Origin of the sequence: Paraburkholderia fungorum, from assembly GCF_900099835.1 — a bacterium.
Classification (GTDB): domain Bacteria; phylum Pseudomonadota; class Gammaproteobacteria; order Burkholderiales; family Burkholderiaceae; genus Paraburkholderia; species Paraburkholderia fungorum_A.
Window position 1 is genome coordinate 60789 of sequence record NZ_FNKP01000002.1, and the last position, 21944, is coordinate 82732.

Annotated in this window: 11 protein-coding genes; 1 reads left to right on the plus strand and 10 read right to left on the minus strand. The window is 64.1% G+C overall.

The window, feature by feature from the left end; genetic code table 11:
* Positions 1-7: 7 nt before the first annotated feature.
* The 8 genes from treY to BLS41_RS16535 all read right to left on the minus strand — a co-directional run bounded on the left by treY (position 8) and on the right by BLS41_RS16535 (position 19682).
* Complete coding sequence (gene treY / locus BLS41_RS16500; protein WP_074766705.1) at positions 8-2869, minus strand: malto-oligosyltrehalose synthase; 2862 nt, start codon at positions 2867-2869, stop codon at positions 8-10.
* Positions 2866-5079, minus strand: coding sequence for a 4-alpha-glucanotransferase (gene malQ, locus BLS41_RS16505; protein WP_074766707.1), 2214 nt, complete (start codon positions 5077-5079; stop codon positions 2866-2868). Before malQ ends, treY begins: the two co-directional genes overlap by 4 nt.
* Complete coding sequence (gene treZ / locus BLS41_RS16510) at positions 5076-7001, minus strand: malto-oligosyltrehalose trehalohydrolase (RefSeq protein ID WP_074766709.1); 1926 nt, start codon at positions 6999-7001, stop codon at positions 5076-5078. Before treZ ends, malQ begins: the two co-directional genes overlap by 4 nt.
* 100 nt (positions 7002-7101) lie before the next feature.
* Entirely contained in the window at positions 7102-9321 is a 2220-nt protein-coding gene (gene glgX / locus BLS41_RS16515) for a glycogen debranching protein GlgX (RefSeq protein ID WP_074766711.1), read from the minus strand.
* 111 nt (positions 9322-9432) lie between these two features.
* The gene (glgB, locus tag BLS41_RS16520; protein WP_074766713.1) at positions 9433-11643 is read right to left on the minus strand and encodes a 1,4-alpha-glucan branching protein GlgB; all 2211 of its coding nucleotides are present in this window, start codon (positions 11641-11643) and stop codon (positions 9433-9435) included.
* Positions 11636-15082 carry a maltose alpha-D-glucosyltransferase gene (gene treS, locus BLS41_RS16525; RefSeq protein ID WP_074766715.1) on the minus strand — a complete coding sequence of 1149 codons (3447 nt, stop codon included), beginning with the start codon at positions 15080-15082 and terminating at the stop codon, positions 11636-11638. The genes glgB and treS overlap by 8 nt, the downstream gene beginning before the upstream one ends.
* Positions 15079-18531, minus strand: a complete 3453-nt coding sequence (locus BLS41_RS16530) for a maltotransferase domain-containing protein (RefSeq protein ID WP_074766717.1) — start codon at positions 18529-18531, stop codon at positions 15079-15081. Before BLS41_RS16530 ends, treS begins: the two co-directional genes overlap by 4 nt.
* A gap of 488 nt (positions 18532-19019) precedes the next feature.
* Positions 19020-19682 (minus strand): DUF1345 domain-containing protein, encoded by a 663-nt coding sequence (locus BLS41_RS16535; RefSeq protein ID WP_074766718.1) that lies wholly within the window; start codon positions 19680-19682, stop codon positions 19020-19022.
* 339 nt (positions 19683-20021) lie between these two features.
* On the opposite strand from BLS41_RS16535, the gene BLS41_RS16545 reads away from it, so the two are divergent.
* Entirely contained in the window at positions 20022-20759 is a 738-nt protein-coding gene (locus BLS41_RS16545) for a metallophosphoesterase (RefSeq protein WP_074766721.1), read from the plus strand.
* A 42-nt stretch (positions 20760-20801) separates the two neighbouring features.
* Here BLS41_RS16545 and BLS41_RS16550 read toward each other — a convergent pair whose 3' ends face one another.
* Positions 20802-21503, minus strand: coding sequence for an RES family NAD+ phosphorylase (locus BLS41_RS16550; protein ID WP_074766723.1), 702 nt, complete (start codon positions 21501-21503; stop codon positions 20802-20804).
* On the minus strand, positions 21500-21937 hold the full coding sequence (locus BLS41_RS16555) for an MbcA/ParS/Xre antitoxin family protein (RefSeq protein WP_074766724.1): 438 nt from the start codon (positions 21935-21937) through the stop codon (positions 21500-21502). The genes BLS41_RS16550 and BLS41_RS16555 overlap by 4 nt, the downstream gene beginning before the upstream one ends.
* Between the last annotated feature and the right edge of the window lie 7 nt (positions 21938-21944).

Here is a 21944-nt window from a genome sequence, read left to right on the forward strand (position 1 = left end):
CGAGTCCTCAACTGCGCGGCACACCGTCCTCGACCAGCACGGCAATCGGCATCGCCGCCAGCGCATCGCGCAAATACAGCAGGCCGTTTTCGTCGACCTTCGGCGCGGCAGGGCTCAGCCAGTCGAACAGCGCCCGCGATGATAGATCCGACGGCACTTCCACGGCCGTGTCCCCCCACTTCGCGGCGTCCACCAGCGGCAGTTCGCCGTCGTCGCCGAGTAGCCCCGCGGCCAGCCGGCTCGCCACCACCACTGCCCACGCATTGCCATGACGCCGCGCAAACGCAATCACGCTCGACGCATGCGTGCCGCGCACCGTCAGCGGCAAATAGGTGCTTTGACTCAGCAACTCCGGCAGATGCTCGCGCAACGCAAGCACACGTTGGACGACCGCCAGCTTCACACGTCCGTCGTGCCAGGTGGATAGAAATTCCGACGGCGGCGTCTGAACCAGTAACGCCTCGCGCTTCGCGAAATCGACGGGACGCCGATTGTCGGGATCGACGAGGCTGAAGTCCCACAGTTCGGTGCCTTGGTAAAGGTCGGGAATCCCAGGCGATGCGAGCCGCAACACCGTCTGCTGCAAGCTGTTCAGCGCGCCCGCCCGGCCGATTCGCGCGACAAACGCCGCCAGTTCCTTCAGGAAGCCATCGCGCCGCTGCGGCGCGAGTATGTCGAACAGGAAATCGCGGCAGCCCGCCTCGTAGGCTTCGTCGGGCGCGAGCCAGTTGGTTTGCAGCTTCGCTTCCCGCAGCGCCTTCAGCTGCCATTGCGCGACGCGCTCGGCCAGTTCCTTGACGCCCGCTTCGTCGTCCGGCTGCAGATCGGGTGGCCAGCACCCCACCAGCGTCTGATACAGCATCGCTTCGGCCGCCGCGCCGGGCGCCCAGTCGTCGCTGCGGTCCTGACTCACGCTGCTAATCGGCTCGCCATCGAGCGCACGACGATGCGGCACATTCAGCGTCGACCACGCGCGCAACGTCGCGCTCCAGTCGTCCGCGATTTCGCTCAGCACCGCGAGCCGCGCACGCACGTCCTCGCCGCGCTTGTGATCGTGTGTGGCCGTAGCCAGCAACGCGTGCGGAAACCGCTGCGAACGTTCCAGATTGGCCGCGTGAAATTGCTCGACCGACAAAGCGAATTCGCCCGGATCGGAGCCAACCTCGTTACGCGACAGCAACCGTCCATAGCGATAACACGCTGTATCTTCAACCGCCTTCGCAGCGACCGGCGCGGTCAGTTGCGAAAATAGCGTCTGCGCGGTGCGGCGTGACGAGCCTGCATGCGGCGGCGGTCCGCCACTCTGACCCGGCTGCTGCGGTTGCGCGCCGGGTCGTGGGTTCGGCATTTCTTCCGCGCTGCCGCCGAGCCACGCATTTACGCGCTCCAGCACGACGTGATCCGCGCGCGACAATGTTGCCTTCGCGCTCGCCAGAGCCTGATCGAAATAAATGTTGTCGGTCGCGCTGCGCAAGCCGTTCTGCGGATAAATCCGGTACACCGGAAAATGCACGACCAGTTCGGTCAGCACGCGGCGCAGCGTGGTGAACGTGAAGTCACGCGTCGTCAGCGAATCGCGTGCGATGCGATGCAATGCGCGCGCCGCGCGATCCAGTTCCGCCGACAGGTTTTCCGCGAGAATCTTGCGACGCGCGGCCAGTGCTTCGTCTTCGAAACGCGGACTGCGGCCGGTCAGTTCGGTCCACGTGCGCGCGAGCGGTTCCGCGCCGGCCGGGTCGTGCAGCAGCGCGCCGACGTCGCTCATGAAGTCGTAGCCCGTGGTGCCGTCCACGGGCCAGTCGTCTCGCAACGGCTCGCCCCGGCCGAGAATCTTTTCGACCACGACATACGGCGCCGTGTCGCGCAATTCCGTGAGCCGCTGCCGCAAGCGCTGACAATATTCGCGCGGTTCCGCGAGTCCGTCGACGTGGTCGATCCGCAGGCCATCCACCACGCCTTCCTGATACAGCCGGAAAACCAGCGCATGCACGGCGTCGAATACTTCGGGTCGCTCGACGCGCACGCCGGCCAGCGTCGAGATATCGAAGAAGCGCCGCCAGTTCACTTCATCGGATGCGGTGCGCCACCACGCGAGGCGGAAGTGCTGCCGCTCGATCAGACGATGCAAGCGGTCGCGCGTCACCGGATCGTCGGGCGCATACGCTTGCAGCACGAACTCGATCGCCGAGCCGCCGTGCTGCGCGACGAACTCGCGCAACGCATTGCGCGCTTCGGCGGCGCGCGGCTGGTCGGTCGGTTGCGTCGTCAGTCCCTGGAAACGCTCGGCGAGCGCGCTGAGGTCGGCGCGGTCCGCGCTTTGCAGGATCGACGCGTAATCGATCGGGCAGATCGGGAACACATGTGGGCCATAGCCGATGTAAAAGCGGCCCGTGTCGGCGGCGAAATGCAGCGCGATGCGGCCCGCCGCGAGTTCCTCACCGTAGGGCGCGCCGAGCGTGGGCTGCAGCACCTTGCCGCGCAAGGCCGGATCGGGTGAATGCCAGTCCACGTCGAAATGGCGGGCATACGCGCTATGGCGTCCCCATTCGAGGATGTCGAGCCACCACGCGTTGCTCGATCCGCCGACGCCCATGTGGTTCGGCACCATGTCGACGATCAGCCCCATGTTGTGCGCGCGCAGTTTGTCGACGAGGCGCTTGAGGGCCGCCTCGCCGCCGCATTCGGCGCTGACCTGGTTGTAGTCGACGGTGTCGTAGCCGTGCATCGAGCCGGGCTCGGCGGTCGTGATAGGCGATGCGTACAGATGGCTGATGCCGAGCGCCGCGAAGTAGTCGACGTGCTTCGCGGCGTCGTCGAAAGTGAAACCGCGGTGGAACTGGAGGCGAAGCGTGGAGCGCGGGACGGTCATGGCGTATCAGGCTCCGAAGAAGCGTTGGAAGAGGGAGTGGCAACCTGGGCGGCGCGGCGCGCGCGATCGACGGCGAGCAGGCGATCGCAGAAGGCCTCGTCGTTGAACAGTTCGTCGACCGGCAGGCTCAGACGACGCCGCCAGTTCGGGTGCTCGTCGATCGAACCGGGCAGATTCGGCTGATCGACCAGCGCAAGCAGATCTTCGAGCGGAAACGTGACGAGCGGGCCTGGGGTCGCCGCGACGAAGGCCAGCGCCTCGTCCACGGGCGCGCTGTCGGCGGGCGGCGCGCTCACGCCCGGTGCGGCCACGCCCGCCTGCTGGAACGCGCGCCACAACTCGACGCGTTCCTTCGCGCGTTCCTCCTGCGCAGCTTCTTCGGGATCACGGCCGTCGGCGCGCGCCATCGTCTGTCCGATTTTGTTGCGCCATGTGATGTCGCTGCCGCGCCACCAGCCGGTCACGGTCGGCAGATCGTGCGTGGTCGTGGTGCCGACCGCGTTGCGGTCCCACTCGCGCGGCGGCTTGAAACCGGGGCCGTCGTGCGCGCCCTCGAACCACAACACGCGAATACCGGCGATGCCGTGTTCGTCGAGCCGTTCGCGAAAACCGGGCGGCACGGTGCCAAGGTCTTCACCGATCACGATTGAGCGATGCCGCCACGATTCCAGCGCGATCAGCCGCAGCAGGTCTTCGAGCGGGTAGCGCAGATACGCGCCGTTGCGCGCGCTCTCGCCTTCGGGCACGAGCCATAGCCGCCGCAAGCCGAGAATGTGATCGATGCGGATGCCGCCCGCATGTGCGAACGCGGCGCGCAGCATGTCGATGAACGCGGAGAAGCCTTGCGTGCGCATCGCGCGCGGCGAGAAGGTGGTGAGCCCCCACGCCTGACCGGCCTGATTGAACAGGTCGGGCGGTGCGCCAACCGACACGCCTTGCAGCATGTCGTCGCGATACGACCACGCGTGACTGCCCGCACTGTCGCAACCCACCGCGAGATCGGCGATCAGGCCGACCGCCATGCCCGCGTCGTGCGCGGCTTGCTGCGCGTGCGACAAACCTTTCGCGGCAAGCCATTGCAGAAACAGGTGGAAGTCGACTTCGTGACGATTCGCGTCGGCGAACGCGTCGACTTCCGGGCTGCGCGGATCGCGCAATGCGTCGGGCCAGTCGCGCCAATGTCCGTGGCCGCCTTCCTGCGACAGTTGCGCCGCCTGCAGCGCTTCGAATCGCGCGTGGTCTTCGAGAGCACGGCCGGCGCGTTCGCAGAAGCCGTGAAATTCCAGCGCGCGCGGCGTGTGCTGCGGGCGTTCGTGTTCGCTGAAATGCTCGTACAGCGTGCGCAACACCTTCAGCTTCAAGACGACTGCGTTCGGCCAGTCGATCAACTGCAGGTCTTCGAGTCGTGACCAGGCATCCGCGGCCTGCGCGGCATTGAGCGCATCGCGCGCGGCGTCGGCGCCGAACACTGCAGCGGGATCGATATGCGTGACGTTCAGCCACAAACGCGACGACGGCGAATACGGGCTGAAGCGATTCGGCTCCGCGCTGAACATCGCGTGAGTGGGGCTGATGGCGAGCGCGTGCGCACCGCGTTTCCCGCTCTCGACGGCGACTTGCGCGAGCGCCGAGTAATCGCCGATGCCGCCGTCGCCGGACCGGCGCAGGCCGTACAGTTGCGCGGCGACGCCCCACAGCGGCGGCGTTTTCTTCGCGCTTTCGGGATGCAGCGTGCGCCACGCGTCGTCGACGGTGTAGCAGCGATGCGGCGCGACGGCCAACGTCACGCGTTGCTCGTTGATCACAAGCGTGTGATAGCCGGGTTCGTCGATCGGCGCGAGCAGCGCTTCTTCGCCTTTCGGCGAGGTAAAGCGTCCGTCGATGATCGAGCCGCTCTCCAGTTCAATCCGGTAATGGCTGCCCGACTTCACGGCGGCCATCGGCAACGCAATGCCGCGCCCGACTTCGGCCGTCATCAGCGGCGGCATTTTCTTGCCCGACAATTCGGCTTCGAGAGCCGCAGCGCTTTGCCGGATCTGCGTGGCGTTGCCGCACGGCAAACCCATTCGTTCGAGCAGCACCGCGAGGGTGCTTTCGGGCACCTGCTGCGTCGTGTGATGCGCGTCCTGCCACTCCACCTCGAAACCCGCGCGGGCGGCGAGGGTGACGATGGTTTCGTTAGGACGGCGGTTGGTTACTCGTGTCGTCACGCGTTGCGCTCCTGTTTTCCTGCGATGCGCGCATCGTGGCCGATCGCGTAGTCGCTGACGTCGCCGGTCATCCACGCGACGAACGCGTTTGGCGGCAACGTGCCGGCGGCGGCCTGTTCGCGTACGCGCGGCGGCGTTTCGAAAATCACCTTGCCGTCGGGCACGCGCTCCAACGCCACGTTTTCCTTCGACAGATTCAGCGCCATCGACAACGTCTCGCCGTCGCCCATTTTCCAGCGCGCAATCAGCGCGTTCGCGTCGCCGCCATTGGCTGCGGCGAGCACGGTTGCACCGAGCGCCTTGCCGTGCTTCAGGCGCGGCGTGATCAGCTTTGCGCGCACGGCGAGCGCGGATTTGTAGAAGTGCATCCAGTCGAGGCGGTCTTTCGCCTGCGTGTCGTCGTCGGCGGCGCGCGCTTTGTGAGGCGCGGGCGGTGACGACGCGTTAAACGTCTTCACGTCGTTCGGATCGGGAATCTGCGCGCGCTTCTTTTCGTCGCTGAACGACGAGAAGCGCGCGAATTCGCGGCGCCTTCCTTCGCGCACTGCGTTGGCGAGATCGCCGGTGTAATCGGTGAAGAAGAGGAAGGGCTGGGTCGACCCGTATTCCTCGTCCATGAACAGCAACGGGATTTGCGGTGACAACAGCAGCAGACCGGTGGCGGCGCGCAAGGCGTCGTCCGAAGTCAGCTTGCGCAGACGTTCGCCGAAAGCGCGATTGCCGATCTGATCGTGGTTCTGCAAAAACATCACGAACGACGTAGGCGGCAAATGTCCGCTCGATTCGCCACGCGGCGCACCGTCATGAATCGGCGACGGGTCGCCCTGATACGCGAAGCCTTCCGACAACACGCGCGCGAGACGGCGAATCGGCTGATCTTCGTATGCGTGGTAGTAGCCTTCCGTTTCACCGGTCAGCAGAACGTGCAGCGTGTTGTGCGCGTCGTCGTTCCATTGCGCGTCGAAATGCGTGTCCAGCAGGCTCGCGCTGTTGTGCTCGTTTTCGAGCACCAGATGCACGTGCCGTCCATGCTGGACGCCCGCGCGGATATGGTCGGACAATTTGCGCAGCCATTCGTGATTGTCGATCGCATGCACGGCGTCGAAACGCAGCCCGTCGATCCGGTATTCGTTGATCCAGTAGATCGCGTTATCGGTGAAAAAATCGCTCACTTCATTGCGATTGAAATCGATTGCCGGACCCCACGGCGTATGCGTGCCTTCGCGGAAGAACGAACGCGCGTAGGCGTGCAGATAATTGCCGTCGGGACCGAAGTGGTTGTAGACCACATCGAGGAACACCATCAGGCCGAGACCGTGCGCGGCGTCGATCAGCGCTTTGAGTTCTTCCGGGCGGCCATACGCGGAATCGGGTGCATACGGCAGCACGCCGTCATAGCCCCAGTTGTGCTTGCCAGGGAAGTCGTTCAACGGCATCAACTCGATGGCAGTCACGCCGAGCGCGGCGAGTTCGGGCAGGCGCTTCTGCACGCCCGCATAGCCGCCCATCGCGCCGACGTGCAATTCGTACAACACCGTTTCTTCCCACGGCCGCCCGTGCCAGCCGGTGTTTTCCCATCGATACGCGCGCGGGTCGATCACTTCGCTCGGTCCGTGCACGTCCTGCGGCTGAAACCGCGATGCCGGGTCCGGCACCGTCTGCTCGCCGTCGAGACGGAAGCGATACAACGTACCCGCGCCGCAATCGACGGTCGCTTCGAACCAGCCGTTGCCGGTGGGCGTCATATCGTGCGTACCCTGCGCCGCGCCGTTCTCTATCGCGATCTGCACGGTCTTGCACGAGGGAGCCCAGAAACGGAACCGCGTGCGCGGCTTCGTGCCTGTCGCGCCGAGTAACTGCGCGCTGAAGGGCAGGCAATGCGCGTGATGATGCGCATGAGGATCAATCGGACTTTCGGACATGATTCTTCACCATTCGAATGTGCTGTCGAGCCGCGTTTTACACGTAGGTCATGCCAACGATTCCGCGCATACCGTCATGGCGCGCTGCGCGCCGCGCCGTCTAGGTGCTCGGCGACGTGTCGCTACCGGGCGGATGCGCACCGGGATCGGGCGGTAGCGCAGTCAGAAGCCGTGGCCCGTGCTGCGCGCCGGCCATCCATCCGGCCTGCCAGTCCGCTTCGCCGACCGGTTGCGCGGCCAGCATCACCAGACCGTGCGCGGCCACTTCCACGTCCGCCGCTGCCAGCCGGTACGGCGCGTTGGCCGGTTCAGCCGTATCTAACAGCACGTGCCATTCCAGGTGCGGCGCGGGAGGCGTGAATCGCAGCGTTTCCTCGTTTGCGTTGAGCATCATCAACAATACTTCGGTTTCGCCGTTCGAACCGGGCCCCGCGCGACGCAGCGTGAACGCGCGGCCTTCGGGGTCCTGCCATGCTTCGATAGTGAGCGGATCGCCATGTTCGTCGAACCAGCCGACATCGAATAATCCCGGCAGTACTTCGCGGTCGCCGAACAGAAAACGCGTTTCGCGCAGTAGCGGATGCTGCTTGCGCAGCGCGATCACGCGCGCGACGAAGTCGGTCATCTGACGGCCGTCGGGTGAATCCGCGCGCTCCCAGTCGATCCACGATATGTCGTTGTCCTGGCAGTACGCGTTGTTGTTGCCGTTCTGCGTTCGCAGCGATTCGTCGCCGGCCAGCACCATCGGCGTGCCGAGCGCCATCAGCAGCGTGGCGATCAGCGAACGGGCGACGCGTTTGCGCGTGGCGAGAATCGCGGGATCGTCGGTCGGACCTTCGACGCCCCAGTTGCGGCTGCAATTCTCGTTATGCCCGTCGTTGTTGTCTTCGCGATTTGCTTCGTTGTGCTTCTGCTCGTACGCAGTGACATCCGCTAACGTAAAGCCGTCGTGTGACGTGACGAAGTTGATCGACGCCCACGGTTTTCTGAAGCGCCGGTTGAACAGATCCGCCGAGCCCGTCAGACGCGCGGCGAGGTCGGGCCGCAAGCCTGCGTCGCCGCGCCAGAAACGGCGCACGGTGTCGCGAAAACGGTCATTCCATTCGCTGAATCCCGGCGGATGATTGCCTAGCTGATAACCGCCAGGCCCGATGTCCCACGGTTCGGAAATCAGCTTGCGCTGCGACAGAACGGGGTCCTGGCGCAGCGCGTCGAAGAAACCCGAACCGGGATCGAAACCGTGCTGCTCACGGCCGAGCGTCACGCCGAGATCGAAACGGAAGCCGTCGATGTTGAACGCCGTCGACCAGTAACGCAGCGAATCCATCACCATCTGCAATACGCGCGGATGCGGCAGGTTCAGCGTATCGCCACAACCGGTGTCGTTAATATGGTGACGTTCATCGCCTGGAATAAGGCGGTAATAGCTGGCATTGTCGAGTCCGCGCCACGAGATGGTCGGCCCCATTTCGCTGCCTTCGCAGGTGTGGTTGTAGACCACGTCGAGAAACACCTCGATGCCGGCCGCGTGCAACTGGCGCACGGCGATGCGCATTTCGTCGAGCCGGTGCGTGCTCAGATACGACGGCTCGGGCGCGAAAAACGCGGCGGTGTTGTAGCCCCAGTAATTGCGCAGGCCGCGCTCCACCAGAAAGCGGTCGTTCAGAAACGCATGGACCGGCAACAGTTCGACGGCCGTCACGCCGAGCTTCAGCAAATGCTCGATGAACTCCGGCGACGACAGCGCCGCGAACGTGCCGCGCTCGTGCTGACGCAAATCGGCGCGCAACATCGACGCGCCGCGCACATGCGTTTCGTAAATAACCGTCTCTCCCCACGGCACGTTCGGGCGTTTATCGTGCGACCAGTCGAACGCTTCGTCGATCACCACGCACTTCGGCATCGCAGGCGCGGAATCGCGCCGGTCGATGGAAAGGTCCGCGCGATTCGAATGCACGCGATAACCGAACAGCGCATCCGACCAGCGAAACTGGCCGACGAGCTTGCGCGCATACGGATCGAGCAACAGCTTGTGCGGATTGAAACGATGTCCCTGATGCGGCTGATACGGCCCGTGCGCGCGAAAACCGTAAGCGGTGCCCGGGTGCGCATTCGGCAGATAGCCGTGCCAGACTTCGTCGGTACATTCGGGCAGCGTGTAGCGCCTGATTTCCTTGCGGCCCGTGGGGTCGAACAGGCAAAGCTCGATTTTCTGCGCATTCGCCGAGAACACGGCGAAGTTGACGCCCAGTCCATCCCAGCTGGCACCGAGCGGATACGGCGAGCCCGGCAACAGCCGGTCGGGCATTGCATGCGACATGATTCCCCTTCCTGTTCTAGTTTGTGAACGCTCGTTTGGGTCTTCATGCAGCGGACCGCGCGGAGCCAAGGCCGCGCGATCCGCTTTACAGCACTCTTTTCAATCGACGGCTCATTCTGCGCGCAATACGATCGTGGCGAGCGGCGGCAAAACGAGTGACGCGGAATGCGGTCTGCCGTGGCTCGATATTTCGTCGGTATGAATCAGGCCGCCGTTGCCCATGTTCGACCCGCCGTACACGCCTGCGTCGGTATTCAGCACTTCGGCCCAGCGTCCGCCGCGCGGCATGCCGATCCGGTAGCCCACGCGCGGCACCGGCGTCATATTGCAGACGACGACTACTTCCCGGCCTGCGCCGTCGGTGCGTCGATACGCGTAGACGCTGTTGCCGCTGTCGTCGCCGATCAACCAGTCGAAGCCGCCCGGTTCGCTGTCGAGCAGGTGCAACGCGGGCTCGCTGCTGTACAGATGGTTGAGGTCGCGGACGAGTTTCTGCACGCCATGATGATTCGGATCGTCGAGCAGATGCCAATGCGGCGACGTGTCGTGGTTGAATTCCGCCATCTGGCCGAATTCGCCGCCCATGAACAGCAGCTTCTTGCCCGGATGCGTCCACATGAAGCCGAAGTACGCGCGGAGATTCGCAAAGCGCTGCCATGTGTCGCCGGGCATCTTGCCGAGCAGCGAGCCTTTGCCGTGCACCACTTCATCGTGTGAAAGCGGCAGGACGAAGCGCTCCGAGTACGCGTACACCATCCCGAATGTCATCTGGTGATGATGGTACTGGCGATACACCGGATCCTCTTCCATGTAGTGCAGCGTGTCGTGCATCCAGCCCATGTTCCACTTGAACTGGAAGCCGAGTCCGCCGTCTTCGACGCTCGCTGTCACGCCAGGCCACGCCGTCGATTCTTCGGCGATCGTGATCGCGCCCGGCACGCCTGGCACATAGCCGACTTCGTGATTGAGCCGCTTCAGGAATGCAATCGATTCGAGGTTTTCACGTCCGCCGTAAATGTTCGGCACCCACTCGTTGGCGGCGCGCGAATAGTCGCGATACAGCATCGACGCGACTGCGTCGACGCGCAGGCCGTCGACGTGATAGCGCTTCAACCACGCGAGCCCCGACGCGACCAGGAACGCGCTCACCTCGTTGCGGCCGAGGTTGTAGATCATCGTGTTCCAGTCCTGGTGATAGCCCTCGCGCGGGTCCGCGTGCTCGTAGAGCGGCGTGCCGTCGAAGTCGATCAGGCCGTGTGCGTCGTTTGGAAAATGCGCGGGCACCCAGTCGAGAATCACGCCGAGTCCGGCTTCGTGCGCGCGGTCGACGAACAGCGCGAACTGCTCCGGCTTGCCGAACCGCGCGGACGGTGCGAACTGCCCAAGCGGCTGATAACCCCACGATCCGCCAAACGGATGTTCCGCGATCGGCATGAACTCGACGTGCGTGAAGCCCATGCTTTTCACGTACGGAATCAGCCGGTCGGCGAGTTCTTCCCAGTTGAGACCGCGCTGACCTTCTTCGGCGACACGAATCCACGATTCAGCGTGGACTTCGTAGATCGTGATCGGCGAGCGCGGGGTCTGCTTTTCAGCGCGCGACTGAATCCAGTCGTGATCGGTCCACGGAAACTGCTCGATCTCGTCGACATGCGCAACCACCGACGCCGTGCCCGGCGGCTTCTCCGTTTGCATCGCGCACGGATCGGCCTTGAGCGGCAGCGGATGGCCATCGCGCGACAGCAATTCGTACTTGTAGCGCGTGCCCGCACCGACGCGCGGCACGAACAATTCCCACACGCCCGCCTGATGACGCAACCGCATCGGATGACGCCGTCCGTCCCACGCGTTGAAGTCGCCAACCACCGACACGCGCCGCGCATTTGGCGCCCACACGGCAAAGCGCACGCCCGGCACACCGTCGACTTCCATCGGACGCGAGCCGAGCAGTTCGAGCACCGCGTATGGATCGCCGTTGGCAAGACGGCCTAGCGGTTCGTCGCCGAGAACGGGGCCGAATGAATAGGTATCCTCGACTTCCTGAATCACGCCATGCCAGTCGATCCGCAAACGATACGGCGCAGCCGACGTCACGCGGCCCGCGAACAGCCCCGGCCGCAGTTGCTCCAGTTCGCCGAGCGTCGCACCGTCCGCACGCGAAATCACCGTGACGTGCGCGGCATTCGGCAACAGCGCCCGCACCACTGGACCGATGTCCGTCTGATGCAGCCCGAGTTGCGAAAAAGGATCGGGGTGACGCGCTTCGACGAGCGCGTCGATCTCGACAGGTTGAAGGCCAACGGCCGGATCGTGCTCACTCATAATCGCCCTCGGCCGGGTTAGGCGGTGTGTCGGCGCCAGGCGCCGGGGTGGATGGGGTTTGCGACGCTGTGCTGCCCGTATCGCCGAGCAGACGGCTCGCGAGCGCGGCCAGGCCACGCACCGGCAAGCCGAGCCACGTCGGACGGTTGGCCGCTTCGTAGCGGATTTCGTACGCGGCCTTTTCGATCAGGAACAGATCGAGCAGCGCCTGCTCCGCTTCGGGTGCGACCAGCGGCGTCGGCGACTCCGCGACGGCGGCACGGTACTGCTGCAAAAACGCCTCGGTTGCGTGCACACGGAAGCGGTCGAACAACGCGCGCTTGCGATCGGCGGTTTGCTGCGGCGCCGCTTCGGTGGTGGACTGCGCCGCCGCGCTCGCATACGACAGCGAGCGCATCAGCCCGGCCACGTCGCGCAGCGGGCTCGACTTCTGCCGACGTTCTTCCAGCGAACGCGCCGGTTCGCCTTCGAAGTCGATCAGATACGCGTCGCCCTGTGCGACCAGCACCTGGCCGAGGTGGAAGTCGCCGTGAATGCGGATGCGCAGCGCCTGCGAGTCGGCGGAAACGAGTTGGTCGACCGCAGCGACAAGCGCCTCGCGACGATCGATCAGGCTCTGCGCGAGCGCCTTCGTCTCCGGGTCGCTCATCTGCTCGATACGCGGCGCGAGCAGATCGAGCGCGCTCGCGAGCATCGACTGCGTACCGTCGACCCATGCCTGCACCTGGGCCGCGTCGGCGGGTTCGGGCGAGAACGCGGGATCGTCGGTCGGCGACGCGAGCGCGACATGCAATTCGCCGAGCCGTCTGCCGATAATGCCCGCCAGTTCGCTATAGCCTTCGAGCAGAATCGCTTCGTTTTTCTCGGTATCGACGGCAATCGCGAGTTCGTCGACCGAGCGGCGCAGCGTGTCGAGCGACCAGTTCCACGCATCGCCCTGGTTGTCGATAAAGCCTTGCAGAATGCACAGCGTATGCGGCACGCCTTCGGGATCGACGCGCACCACTTCGCCATACAGCGGCGCGGTGTTCGCATAACCGAGATGCGTCAAATAGCGGCTGATTTCCGCTTCCGGGTGGATGCCGCTCACGAGCCGGCGCACGAGCTTCAGCACCGCAGCGTCGGCGATGATCAGCGAACTGTTGCTCTGTTCGGCAGCGAGCCAGCGGATTTCCGGACGATCGCCGAGATTGTCTAGTTCGGCGAAACGCTCGGTCGGCAGGAACTTGATTTCGCTCTTCTGCACGGTCGGCACCACCGCGCGTTCGCGCAGCTTGCGCATCACGTTGTGGGCGAAGATCGGCAACGCAAACGCGTCGGTCAGATGACCGACATTGCGGCCGCGCCGCACGCGCGCGAGCGCCAGTTGCATGAATAGCGGCGTGGTGGTTTCACCGCCCCACGTGATCGCAATCGGCACCACGTAACGCTCGGTATGGTCGCCCACGTCCACTTCGATTTCGGTGAACGCAAAGCCGCCGTTCGGGATCGTTGTCAGCGCGGCGAGCCGCACCGCATGCATCTTCTGATCCTTCGACGCAAACCAGCGGCGCCGGCTGAGCCATGACGGCAGCACTTCCGATTCGAGCAGACGCACGTTCTCCGGCGTCGGACCCGCTTGCCCTTCGCGAATCACGATCGTGACGAACTCCGGCAGCGGTTCCGAATGCGCCTGCGCCCACGTCGGACGCTGGCCGCCTGGGCACAGCATGAACCACAGGAAGCCGTACGGCGGGAACGTCAGCAGATAGGTGAGCTGGCCGATCGCGGGGAACACCGAATCGGCGGTCATTTCAATCGGCACGGAGCCGTTGAATTCGGACAGATCGAGTTCGACCGCCTGCGGCGCGCGCGAAAGATTCGCGACGCACAGAATCGGCGGCTCGCCCGGCATTTCCCGCAGATACGCGAGAATCTTGCGGTTTTCGGGCTTCAGGAAGCGGATCGTGCCGCGCCCGAACGTCTGCTTCGCGCGACGCGTGGCAAGCATGCGGCGCGTCCAGTTCAGCAGCGAATGCGGATCGCGGCTTTGCGCTTCGACATTGACCGCATCGAAGCCGTAGAGCGAGCCCATCACCGGCGGCAGCACCAGTTGCTCGGGATCGGCGCGCGAAAAACCGCCGTTACGATCCGACGACCATTGCATCGGCGTACGCACGCCGTCGCGGTCGCCGAGGTGGATGTTGTCGCCCATGCCGAGTTCGTCGCCGTAGTAGATCACGGGCGTGCCGGGCATCGACAGCAGCAGCGAATTGATCAACTCGATGCGGCGGCGGTCGCGCTCCATCAGCGGGGCGAGACGGCGGCGGATACCGAGATTCAGGCGGGCGCGGCGGTCGCTTGCGTAGGTGTTCCACAAGTAGTCGCGCTCGGAATCGGTGACCATTTCGAGCGTGAGTTCGTCGTGATTGCGCAGGAAAATCGCCCACTGGTTCGTCGATGCGAGATCCGGCGTTTGCCGCATGATGTCGGTGATCGGGAAGCGGTCTTCGCTCGCAATCGACATGTAGATACGCGGCATCAGCGGAAAGTGGAATGCCATGTGGCATTCGTCTTCGTCGCCGAAATATTCCTTCACGTCTTCCGGCCACTGATTCGCTTCGGCGAGCAGCATCCGGTTCGGATATTCGGCATCGATGGTCGCGCGAATCTTCTTCAGGATCGCGTGCGTTTCCGGCAGGTTCTCGTTGTTCGTCCCTTCGCGTTCGACCAGATACGGCACCGCGTCGAGCCGTAGCCCGTCGATTCCCATGTCGAGCCAGAAGCGCATCACCTGCAGCACTTCCTTCAGCACGGCCGGATTGTCGAAGTTCAGATCGGGCTGATGCGAGTAAAAACGGTGCCAGTAATAGGCGCCTGCTACCGGATCGTGCGACCAGTTCGACGGTTCCGAATCGATGAAGATGATCCGCGTTTCCTCGTACTTCTGATCGGTATCGGACCACACATAGAAGTTGCGATGATTCGAACCCGGCTTCGCGCGGCGTGCGCGCTGAAACCACGGGTGCTGATCCGACGTGTGGTTGATCACCAGTTCGGTGATCACGCGAATGCCGCGCGCGTGCGCTTCCTGAATGAAGCGCTTCACGTCGGAAAGCTGACCGTAGTCGGGATGCACGTTGCGATAATCGGCGATGTCGTAACCATCGTCGCGCCGTGGCGACGGATAGAACGGCAGCAGCCAGATCGCGTTCACACCGAGTTCGGCGATGTAGTCGAGCTTCGCGATCAGGCCGGGAAAGTCGCCTACGCCGTCGTTATTCGCATCGAAAAACGACTTGATGTGCACCTGATAAATGATCGCGTCCTTGTACCAGAGCGGATCGTCGCTCAGTGCCGCGGGTTTGCCGCGCCGGTTCGGGCGTGCTTTGGCCGTATTGCCGGGAGCGTTGCCCACCGGCGACTGCACTGTGGTTTGGGCTGGATCGTCACGCTTCATATCGCACCTTCCGTAGGGGTTGGGTTGCCAGCGTCGGCGTGAAGAGCGCTGTTGGAGTCGCTGTCGCTTTCATCGGGACGTTCGGCAGGCAAACCGCCGAGCGGCGCGATGCGCCAGATCGAGAACGGCTGACCGGACCCGAGTTGAACGTGCTGCCAGCGGCCATGCCATTCGAAGCGCGCGCCGGTCATCTGATCGGTCACTTCCAGCGCGCCATGATCGTGAAGATTCCATGTCTGGAAAGTCTCCCACGACAATTCAATATCCGCGCCCTGTTCGTTGAACGCATCGAGATTGATGGCGACGACGATCACGTTGTCGCGCGATTCCGTCGCCTTCTCGAAGAACAGGATGTTGTCGTTGTGCGCCGTCAGGAACGTGAGACCGAGATGCGTCTGCAGCGCGGGGTTCGCGCGGCGAATGCGATTCAGCGCGGTAATTTCGCCGGTGATGTTGCCGGGCCGGTTCCAGTCCCACGCGCGCAACTGGTATTTCTCGGAGTTCAGATATTCTTCGCTGTTGGGCAGCGCGGCGGCCTCGCATAACTCGAATCCGCTATACACGCCCCACAAACCGGCGAGTGTCGACGCGAGCGCCGCGCGAATCAGGAAGCCCGAACGCCCTTGTGATTGCAGATGGCGCGGGTTGATATCGGGCGTATTCACGAAGAAGTTCGGCCGATAGAAATCACGCGCGCTTGTCTGCGTGAGTTCGCTCATGTACTCGATGAAATCGCGCTTCGATTCGCGCCACGTGAAATACGTGTACGACTGCGAGAAGCCGATCTTGCCGAGCCGGTTCATCATGCGCGGACGCGTGAAGGCTTCGGCGAGGAAAATCGTGTCGGGGAAGCGCGCACGCACGTCGCCGATCACCCATTCCCAGAACGGCAGTGGCTTCGTGTGCGGATTGTCGATGCGGAAAATATGCACGCCCGCGTCGATCCAGAACAGGAACACGTCGCGCAACGCAAGCCACAGGTCGGGCTTTGCGTCGTGCGCGTAGAAGTCGGGATTGACGATGTCCTGATACTTCTTCGGCGGATTTTCCGCGTAGCGCAGCGTGCCGTCGGGACGCCACGCGAACCACGTCGGATGCTCCTTCAGCCACGGATGATCCGGCGAGCACTGCACCGCGAAATCGAGCGCGATTTCGAGGCCGTGCGCATGTGCGGCGGCGAGCATTGCCTTGAAGTCGTCGAGCGTGCCGAGTTGCGGATGCACGGCGGTGTGTCCGCCTTCCGCGCCGCCGATGGCATACGGGCTACCCACATCGCCCGGTTGCGCAGTGAGCGTGTTATTGCGGCCCTTGCGATTCGCGACGCCGATCGGGTGAATCGGCGGGAAATACAGCACGTCGAAACCCATATCGCGGATGCGCGGCAGCTTCGTGATCACGTCCGCGAAGGTGCCGTGGCGCGATTCGTCGTCGCTCATCGAACGCGGGAAGATTTCGTACCAGCTTGCGAAGCGCGCGGCGGTGCGCTCGGCGTCGATCCGGTAGATCACCGGATCGCGACTCAGGAACGGACGATGACGCGCGGCGGTCATCGCCTTCGCGGTGGTCGGCGCGAGCAGCAACGCGAGCTTCGTCGCCGCGTCGGACTTCGTGAACTCCTTCACGATATGTTCGAGCGGCGCGGTCACTGCGCCTTCCACCGTCTCGACCTCGGCCAGCACCAGCGCGAATAGATGCGACGCTTCGTCCAGTTCGAGTTCGACGGTTTGGCCCGCCTTCAGCTTCTTCTGAACGTGCTCGACCAGCGACGCGAAATCGTCGCGCCACGCAATCACGGTGAATTCGTGACGGCCCATGCGTTCGAGCGGAATCCGCGCTTTCCAGATATCGAGCCCGGCGGGTTGGGCGGGAGCCATCAGCACTTCGTGCCACGCGGTTTCGTCGGCGGCTCGCCAGATCACGGCGGCGGCGATCTTGTCGTGTCCCTCGGCGAAAATCGCCGCGCTGATTTCAGTGTGCTCGCCCACATTGCGCTTGACCGGAAAGCGGCCGTTATCGAACGAGGGCATCACGCTTTCGATCGCCACGCGCGGCGCGGCAATCGCTTCGACCACGGTCTTGCGGCCGCTGCGCTTGCTGTTGGCTTTGTCGATGGGAGGCGCGAGCCGGATCGGCTTTTCGGTGACCGCGCGGAACAGCCGCACGGCGCCTGCTGCCAGCGTGAACGGCGTCAGCGTGGCCGGCGACGTGCCGGCCGGTGCGTCGAGCGGCACGAAGCGCGTGAAGTTGCCGGGCACGCCCGCAAGGAAGCGCGCGGGATCGACGCGCACCGCCGCGCCGAGTTCGGGATTGACGACGATCAGGATCGACTCGTCGGCGTCGCGCAGGTCGGCCTGGTCCGCGCGCAGCAGGACCGCTGCGGGTGCACCGGGGCCGCTGAGCGGGCGCAATTCCCCGTTCGCGTGCAGTGTCTTCAGTTGGCTCGCGACTTCGTTCACATGCGTGACGGCGGCCGTGAGGTCGAACTTTTTCGCCTGGGCGGCGAGCGCGAATTGCGCGGCGTCGCCGCGCGTTTGCGACATCGGTTCGGTGATGCCGTATTCGAATCCCATCGGCATCATCCAGCCCGTGCCGATCACCGCCGACGTGAACAGCGCGCGGCGATAAGCGCGCTCGACAATCGCGGCATCGTGGACATCGGTCAGTTCGGCGGCGAGTCGGGTGCCATACGGCGCTTCGGGGAATGCAATCGGCGCGCCGATGCGAGCGAGCGCGGCGTGTTCCTCGACCATCCAGCTCGCGCGGAAATCCCACCAGCGCACCGACGAAAACGCGCTGTCGAAGCCCGCGCCTTCGAGACCCGGCAGGTCGCCGCGAGAGAGTCCCGGCGTCGCGGCCAGAAAGCGCACCTCGGGATGCTTCGCACGCACTGCGTCGAAGAGTTGCCGCCAGACGTCGGCGGGAACGCGATGCGGTGAATCGAAGCGGAATCCGCCGATGCCCGCGTCGGCGAGCGCCAGCAACTGCTGCGTCCACCAGCCGACGAGCGCGGCACGGCTACCCGGGTCGTCGAAGTTGGCATACGCGACGTTGTCTTCGCGATGCACATGGCGCGGATCGAGCCGCGCTTCGTCCGATTCGGACGGATGAAACCAGTCCGCATGCTCGGCGTAGAGCGCGCCGTCGGCGGCCATCCGGTCGATCACCAGGTCGGCCAGCAAGGTCAATCCGTTCTGCTTTGCCGCGCCGGCCAGCGTGCGGATCGCTTCGGACGCCGGCTGCTGCGTCTCGAACACCGGATGCAGCTTGGCGTGATTGCCGACCACTTGCCCGTGTCCCGCCTGGCCAGGTTCGAACAATCCGCCGATCAACGCATGATCGAAGCCGAGCGAGCCCGCATGTGCGAACTGCGCGGGCCAGGCATCGAGCGGCCCAACGAGGAGTGAATGAAAAAAGTAAATCCGCGGCGCGTACCCGTTTGGAGATTCCATCGGTGGTTTCCAGATTCGTCCTGCTGCGGTGTGGATGCAATTGGCATGCGATCACAGCGCTCATTGGGCTTCCAGAGCCGGTTGGCGCGCGATGCCGAAGCGAAGGCGCGCACAGGTCAATGTAGTGCAAAGATCGTCACGCCGCTGGCCAGTCGCAGGTGCTTAGACGCCAGACATCGGCTGCACGCGGCTCGCCAGAACTATTCGCAAGACGCAGCAAACGCTGTGCCAGTGAGGTCGGCACAGGATCGGCGGAAGGGGGAAGCGGGTGCCCCGCAGGAGGATGCGCGGCAAAGCGGCGAGGCAGGGCGAGAGCGGGATTCTCGCGCCGCGCATGTAAAACGGGTGGAGGTCGTCCGGGTTTTACATGGGGCGCGAGGAAGGCGATGTTATTACCGCAAAAGGCGAATTCGTTGCGGCGGGTTGGGGCAGATGGAGATTGTGTCAGCCGCGTTTATTCGCTGTGTCAGCGAGGTGACGAAGCAGGTTCACGAACCCAGCAGCCCTGCCGCGATGTTCACGCACAGGCCGAGCACCGCGACGTTGAAATAGAACGACAGAATGGATTGCGCGAGCCCGGCGCGGCGGATCGTGCGCGAACGCAGCACCACGTCCGAGGTTTGCGAAGCGACCGCAATCGTGAACGAGAAATACAGGAAGTCCCAGTAGTTCGGTTCGAGCTTGTGATCGGGGAACAGCAGCGCGGTTTCCTTCGCGTCGGTGTCGTAGTAGAGCCGCGCGTAATGCAGCGTGAAGATGGTCGGTATCAGGAACCACGCGCCGATCAGCGTGAAGCCGGTCAGCAGATAGTGCCAGAGGCCCGTTGCGCCGCCCGCGCCTTTTGCCGATGCCAGTTCGAGCACGATCGCCGCAATACTCGCGATAGTCGCCACGCAGATCACGAACAGCACGACGCCCGCGTTTTCATCGTCGCGTACGGCGTATTCGCGGACCAGGTGTTCATCGGCGACGGCCATGTGGATCCAGATCATCACCAGGTAGCTCCAGACGGCAGCGTCCCAGCCGATCAGCACCCGCGCCATCGTCGTGGTGTGCATGGGAATCAGCAGCGCGACCACGATGCCGATCGCGAGACCGATCACCGTGCGCGGCCGGTTGCGGAGAACCTGCGGATAATATTTGATGAGCATGGAGTCAGATTTGAGGCCGATAGTGTCGCGGATTCTACTCGCGCTGCGACGAATGTTTGCCCTATATCACGCTCTCTGGCGTCGCGCTGGCGAGAGTCTTTCGCGGCTTCTTGCGCGACGCTTTCAATCGGGTTTCGGGTTCGCCATCGGCAGGCTTTCTGTTTCGTTTCAGCGCGCGGTGCGCGCGGCAAGAGTGACTATCGGTAGGCGGCCGATTGGTGAGGCATCCCCGAAATACGCCATTTTTGCGTCGTTTCTGGTCATTTTCGTCCAACGACGCGTTCAGATACGATAGGCACCGCGCATACGGCCCTGTGTGAGCGGCACTATCATTGACGCATGGCTTCCGTCACCGTCAACCCTGTCGAGCATCATGCCGCCAACGAGAACGGCCGCGATTTCGTGGTCGGCGATCTGCACGGCTGCATGGATGCCTTGCGTTTCCTGCTACGCGTGATCGCGTTCGATCCGACGCGCGACCGGCTCTTTTCGGTCGGCGATCTGGTGGATCGCGGCGAGCATTCCGAGCAGGCGCTGGCGTTGCTCGACAAGCCCTGGTTCTATTGCGTGCTCGGCAATCACGAAGACACGCTGTGCGCGGTCGCCGAAGGACGCTTGCGGCCGCAGTGGTGGTATGGAATCGGCGGCATGTGGGCGATGGATTTGCCCGACGAGCGCCTGAAGCACTACGCGCAACGGCTGCGGACGCTGCCGCTCGTGCGTGTGGTGGGCAGCGGCAAGGAGCGCTTCAATATTCTGCATGCCGAATTCTTCGGTTCGGACGCCGATCTCGACGCAGGCAATTTCTCCGACACGACTCGCCAGCAATTGCTGTGGGGCCGCGAACTGGCGCTGGGCAACGCCGATCCGCAGCGCCAACGCGGGCTCTCGCTGACCTATTGCGGCCATACGCCGATGCAGGATATCAAGCAGACCGGCTCGCAAGTGTTCATCGATACCGGCGCATTCAGCCCGGACGGCAAGCTGACCATCGTGCAACCGCAGGCATTGCGCCGCTGGTCGATTTCAGTCGACGAAGCGCGAGCGGAAGGCGCGGCGGCTTTGGCGTTGCCGTGATGGCGCGCGCCTCCGCGCTTCGCCGCCTTTGATCACGTCGAATTACCCGACCTGATTCAGTTCGAATACCATATCGACGGTCGTGCCGTTCCAGTTGTATTCCAGATATGCCGCGTGATGGCAGTCGCGCAACAGCGTGGTGCGGAACGCGGCCAGACATTCGCCTTCTCTATCCCGCACCGACCGGTACACGATGCCGGGCGCATCCGCTTCGCGCACCGCACGTCCGAGCGACTGACCCGCCAGATAATCGTCCGGCGACAACACCGCGAGATCGAGCGAAGGATCGTCGCGGATATCGACCACCTTGCCTTGCGCGACCACCGTATAAAGCCGCATCTGCTGACGCATGGGCGGTTGGGCGGTCGCCTCCAGAAACTTGCCCGTGTGATAACGCGTTTCGGCAATCGCCGTGGCGCGCGAACGGGCGCAGTAGAACACTCCGTAGGTGCCGTCGGAAAAGCGGCTGCCTAGCGGGTTCAGATGCGTCAGCGCGGCCATGATCGGGCCGTAACCCGGACCAAAGCGGCGCTCGTCGCGCGGCACCAGATCGAGTTCGCCGACTTCGGTGCGCAGGCGGTCGTTGGTCATCGCTTCGAGCGCGTACAGCGCGTCGAAATCTTCGGGCGACGCGACGCGGTCGAATAGATTCACAGCTGGAAAGCGCGTGGGAATCACCCGGTATGCGGGCGACCAGTCGAGCGGCGCAACGGGCCAGCGGTCCTGCCAATGCGGTTTTGTCACGCCCAGCCGCCTCGCATCGCGTCGAGATACTGGCGCACGGCCACGAGATCGCTGATATTGCCCGCCAGCATACGGTCGAGCGCGCGACGGCCGCCGAACGGCGGCGCGCTGTTCGGGCGCTTGACCCAGGTGTCGGCGGCATTGGGTTGCGGCAGCAGGATTTGCAGCGCCTTGTAGATGCCGAGCAGCAGCGACAGCCGCTCCAGCGTGTCGCGCCCCAGCCGGGCGGTCTCGGGCGACGACTTCCATTTGAAGTAAGTGGAGCGGCCCGGCGAGCCGAGCAGCACGATCTGCTCCTCCGCGTTCAGATCCCAGTCGCGCGCAATGTTGAAGAAAGCGCGCAAACCTGCTGCGGACATTTCAGTCAGCGTAGGTTCCGAAGCGGGCCGTCGAATCGGCTCTTCAGGCGTGGAAAGGCGGGCAGCGTGAGCCATGAATAGG

Coding starts and splice junctions, on each gene's coding strand:
- treY (WP_074766705.1), bottom strand. CDS start 2,869: ATGACCGTCCCGCGCTCCACGCTTCGCCTCCAGTTCCACCGCGGTTTC.
- treZ (WP_074766709.1), bottom strand. CDS start 7,001: ATGTCCGAAAGTCCGATTGATCCTCATGCGCATCATCACGCGCATTGC.
- glgX (WP_074766711.1), bottom strand. CDS start 9,321: ATGTCGCATGCAATGCCCGACCGGCTGTTGCCGGGCTCGCCGTATCCG.
- glgB (WP_074766713.1), bottom strand. CDS start 11,643: ATGAGTGAGCACGATCCGGCCGTTGGCCTTCAACCTGTCGAGATCGAC.
- treS (WP_074766715.1), bottom strand. CDS start 15,082: ATGAAGCGTGACGATCCAGCCCAAACCACAGTGCAGTCGCCGGTGGGC.
- BLS41_RS16530 (WP_074766717.1), bottom strand. CDS start 18,531: ATGGAATCTCCAAACGGGTACGCGCCGCGGATTTACTTTTTTCATTCA.
- BLS41_RS16535 (WP_074766718.1), bottom strand. CDS start 19,682: ATGCTCATCAAATATTATCCGCAGGTTCTCCGCAACCGGCCGCGCACG.
- BLS41_RS16545 (WP_074766721.1), top strand. CDS start 20,022: ATGGCTTCCGTCACCGTCAACCCTGTCGAGCATCATGCCGCCAACGAG.
- BLS41_RS16555 (WP_074766724.1), bottom strand. CDS start 21,937: ATGGCTCACGCTGCCCGCCTTTCCACGCCTGAAGAGCCGATTCGACGG.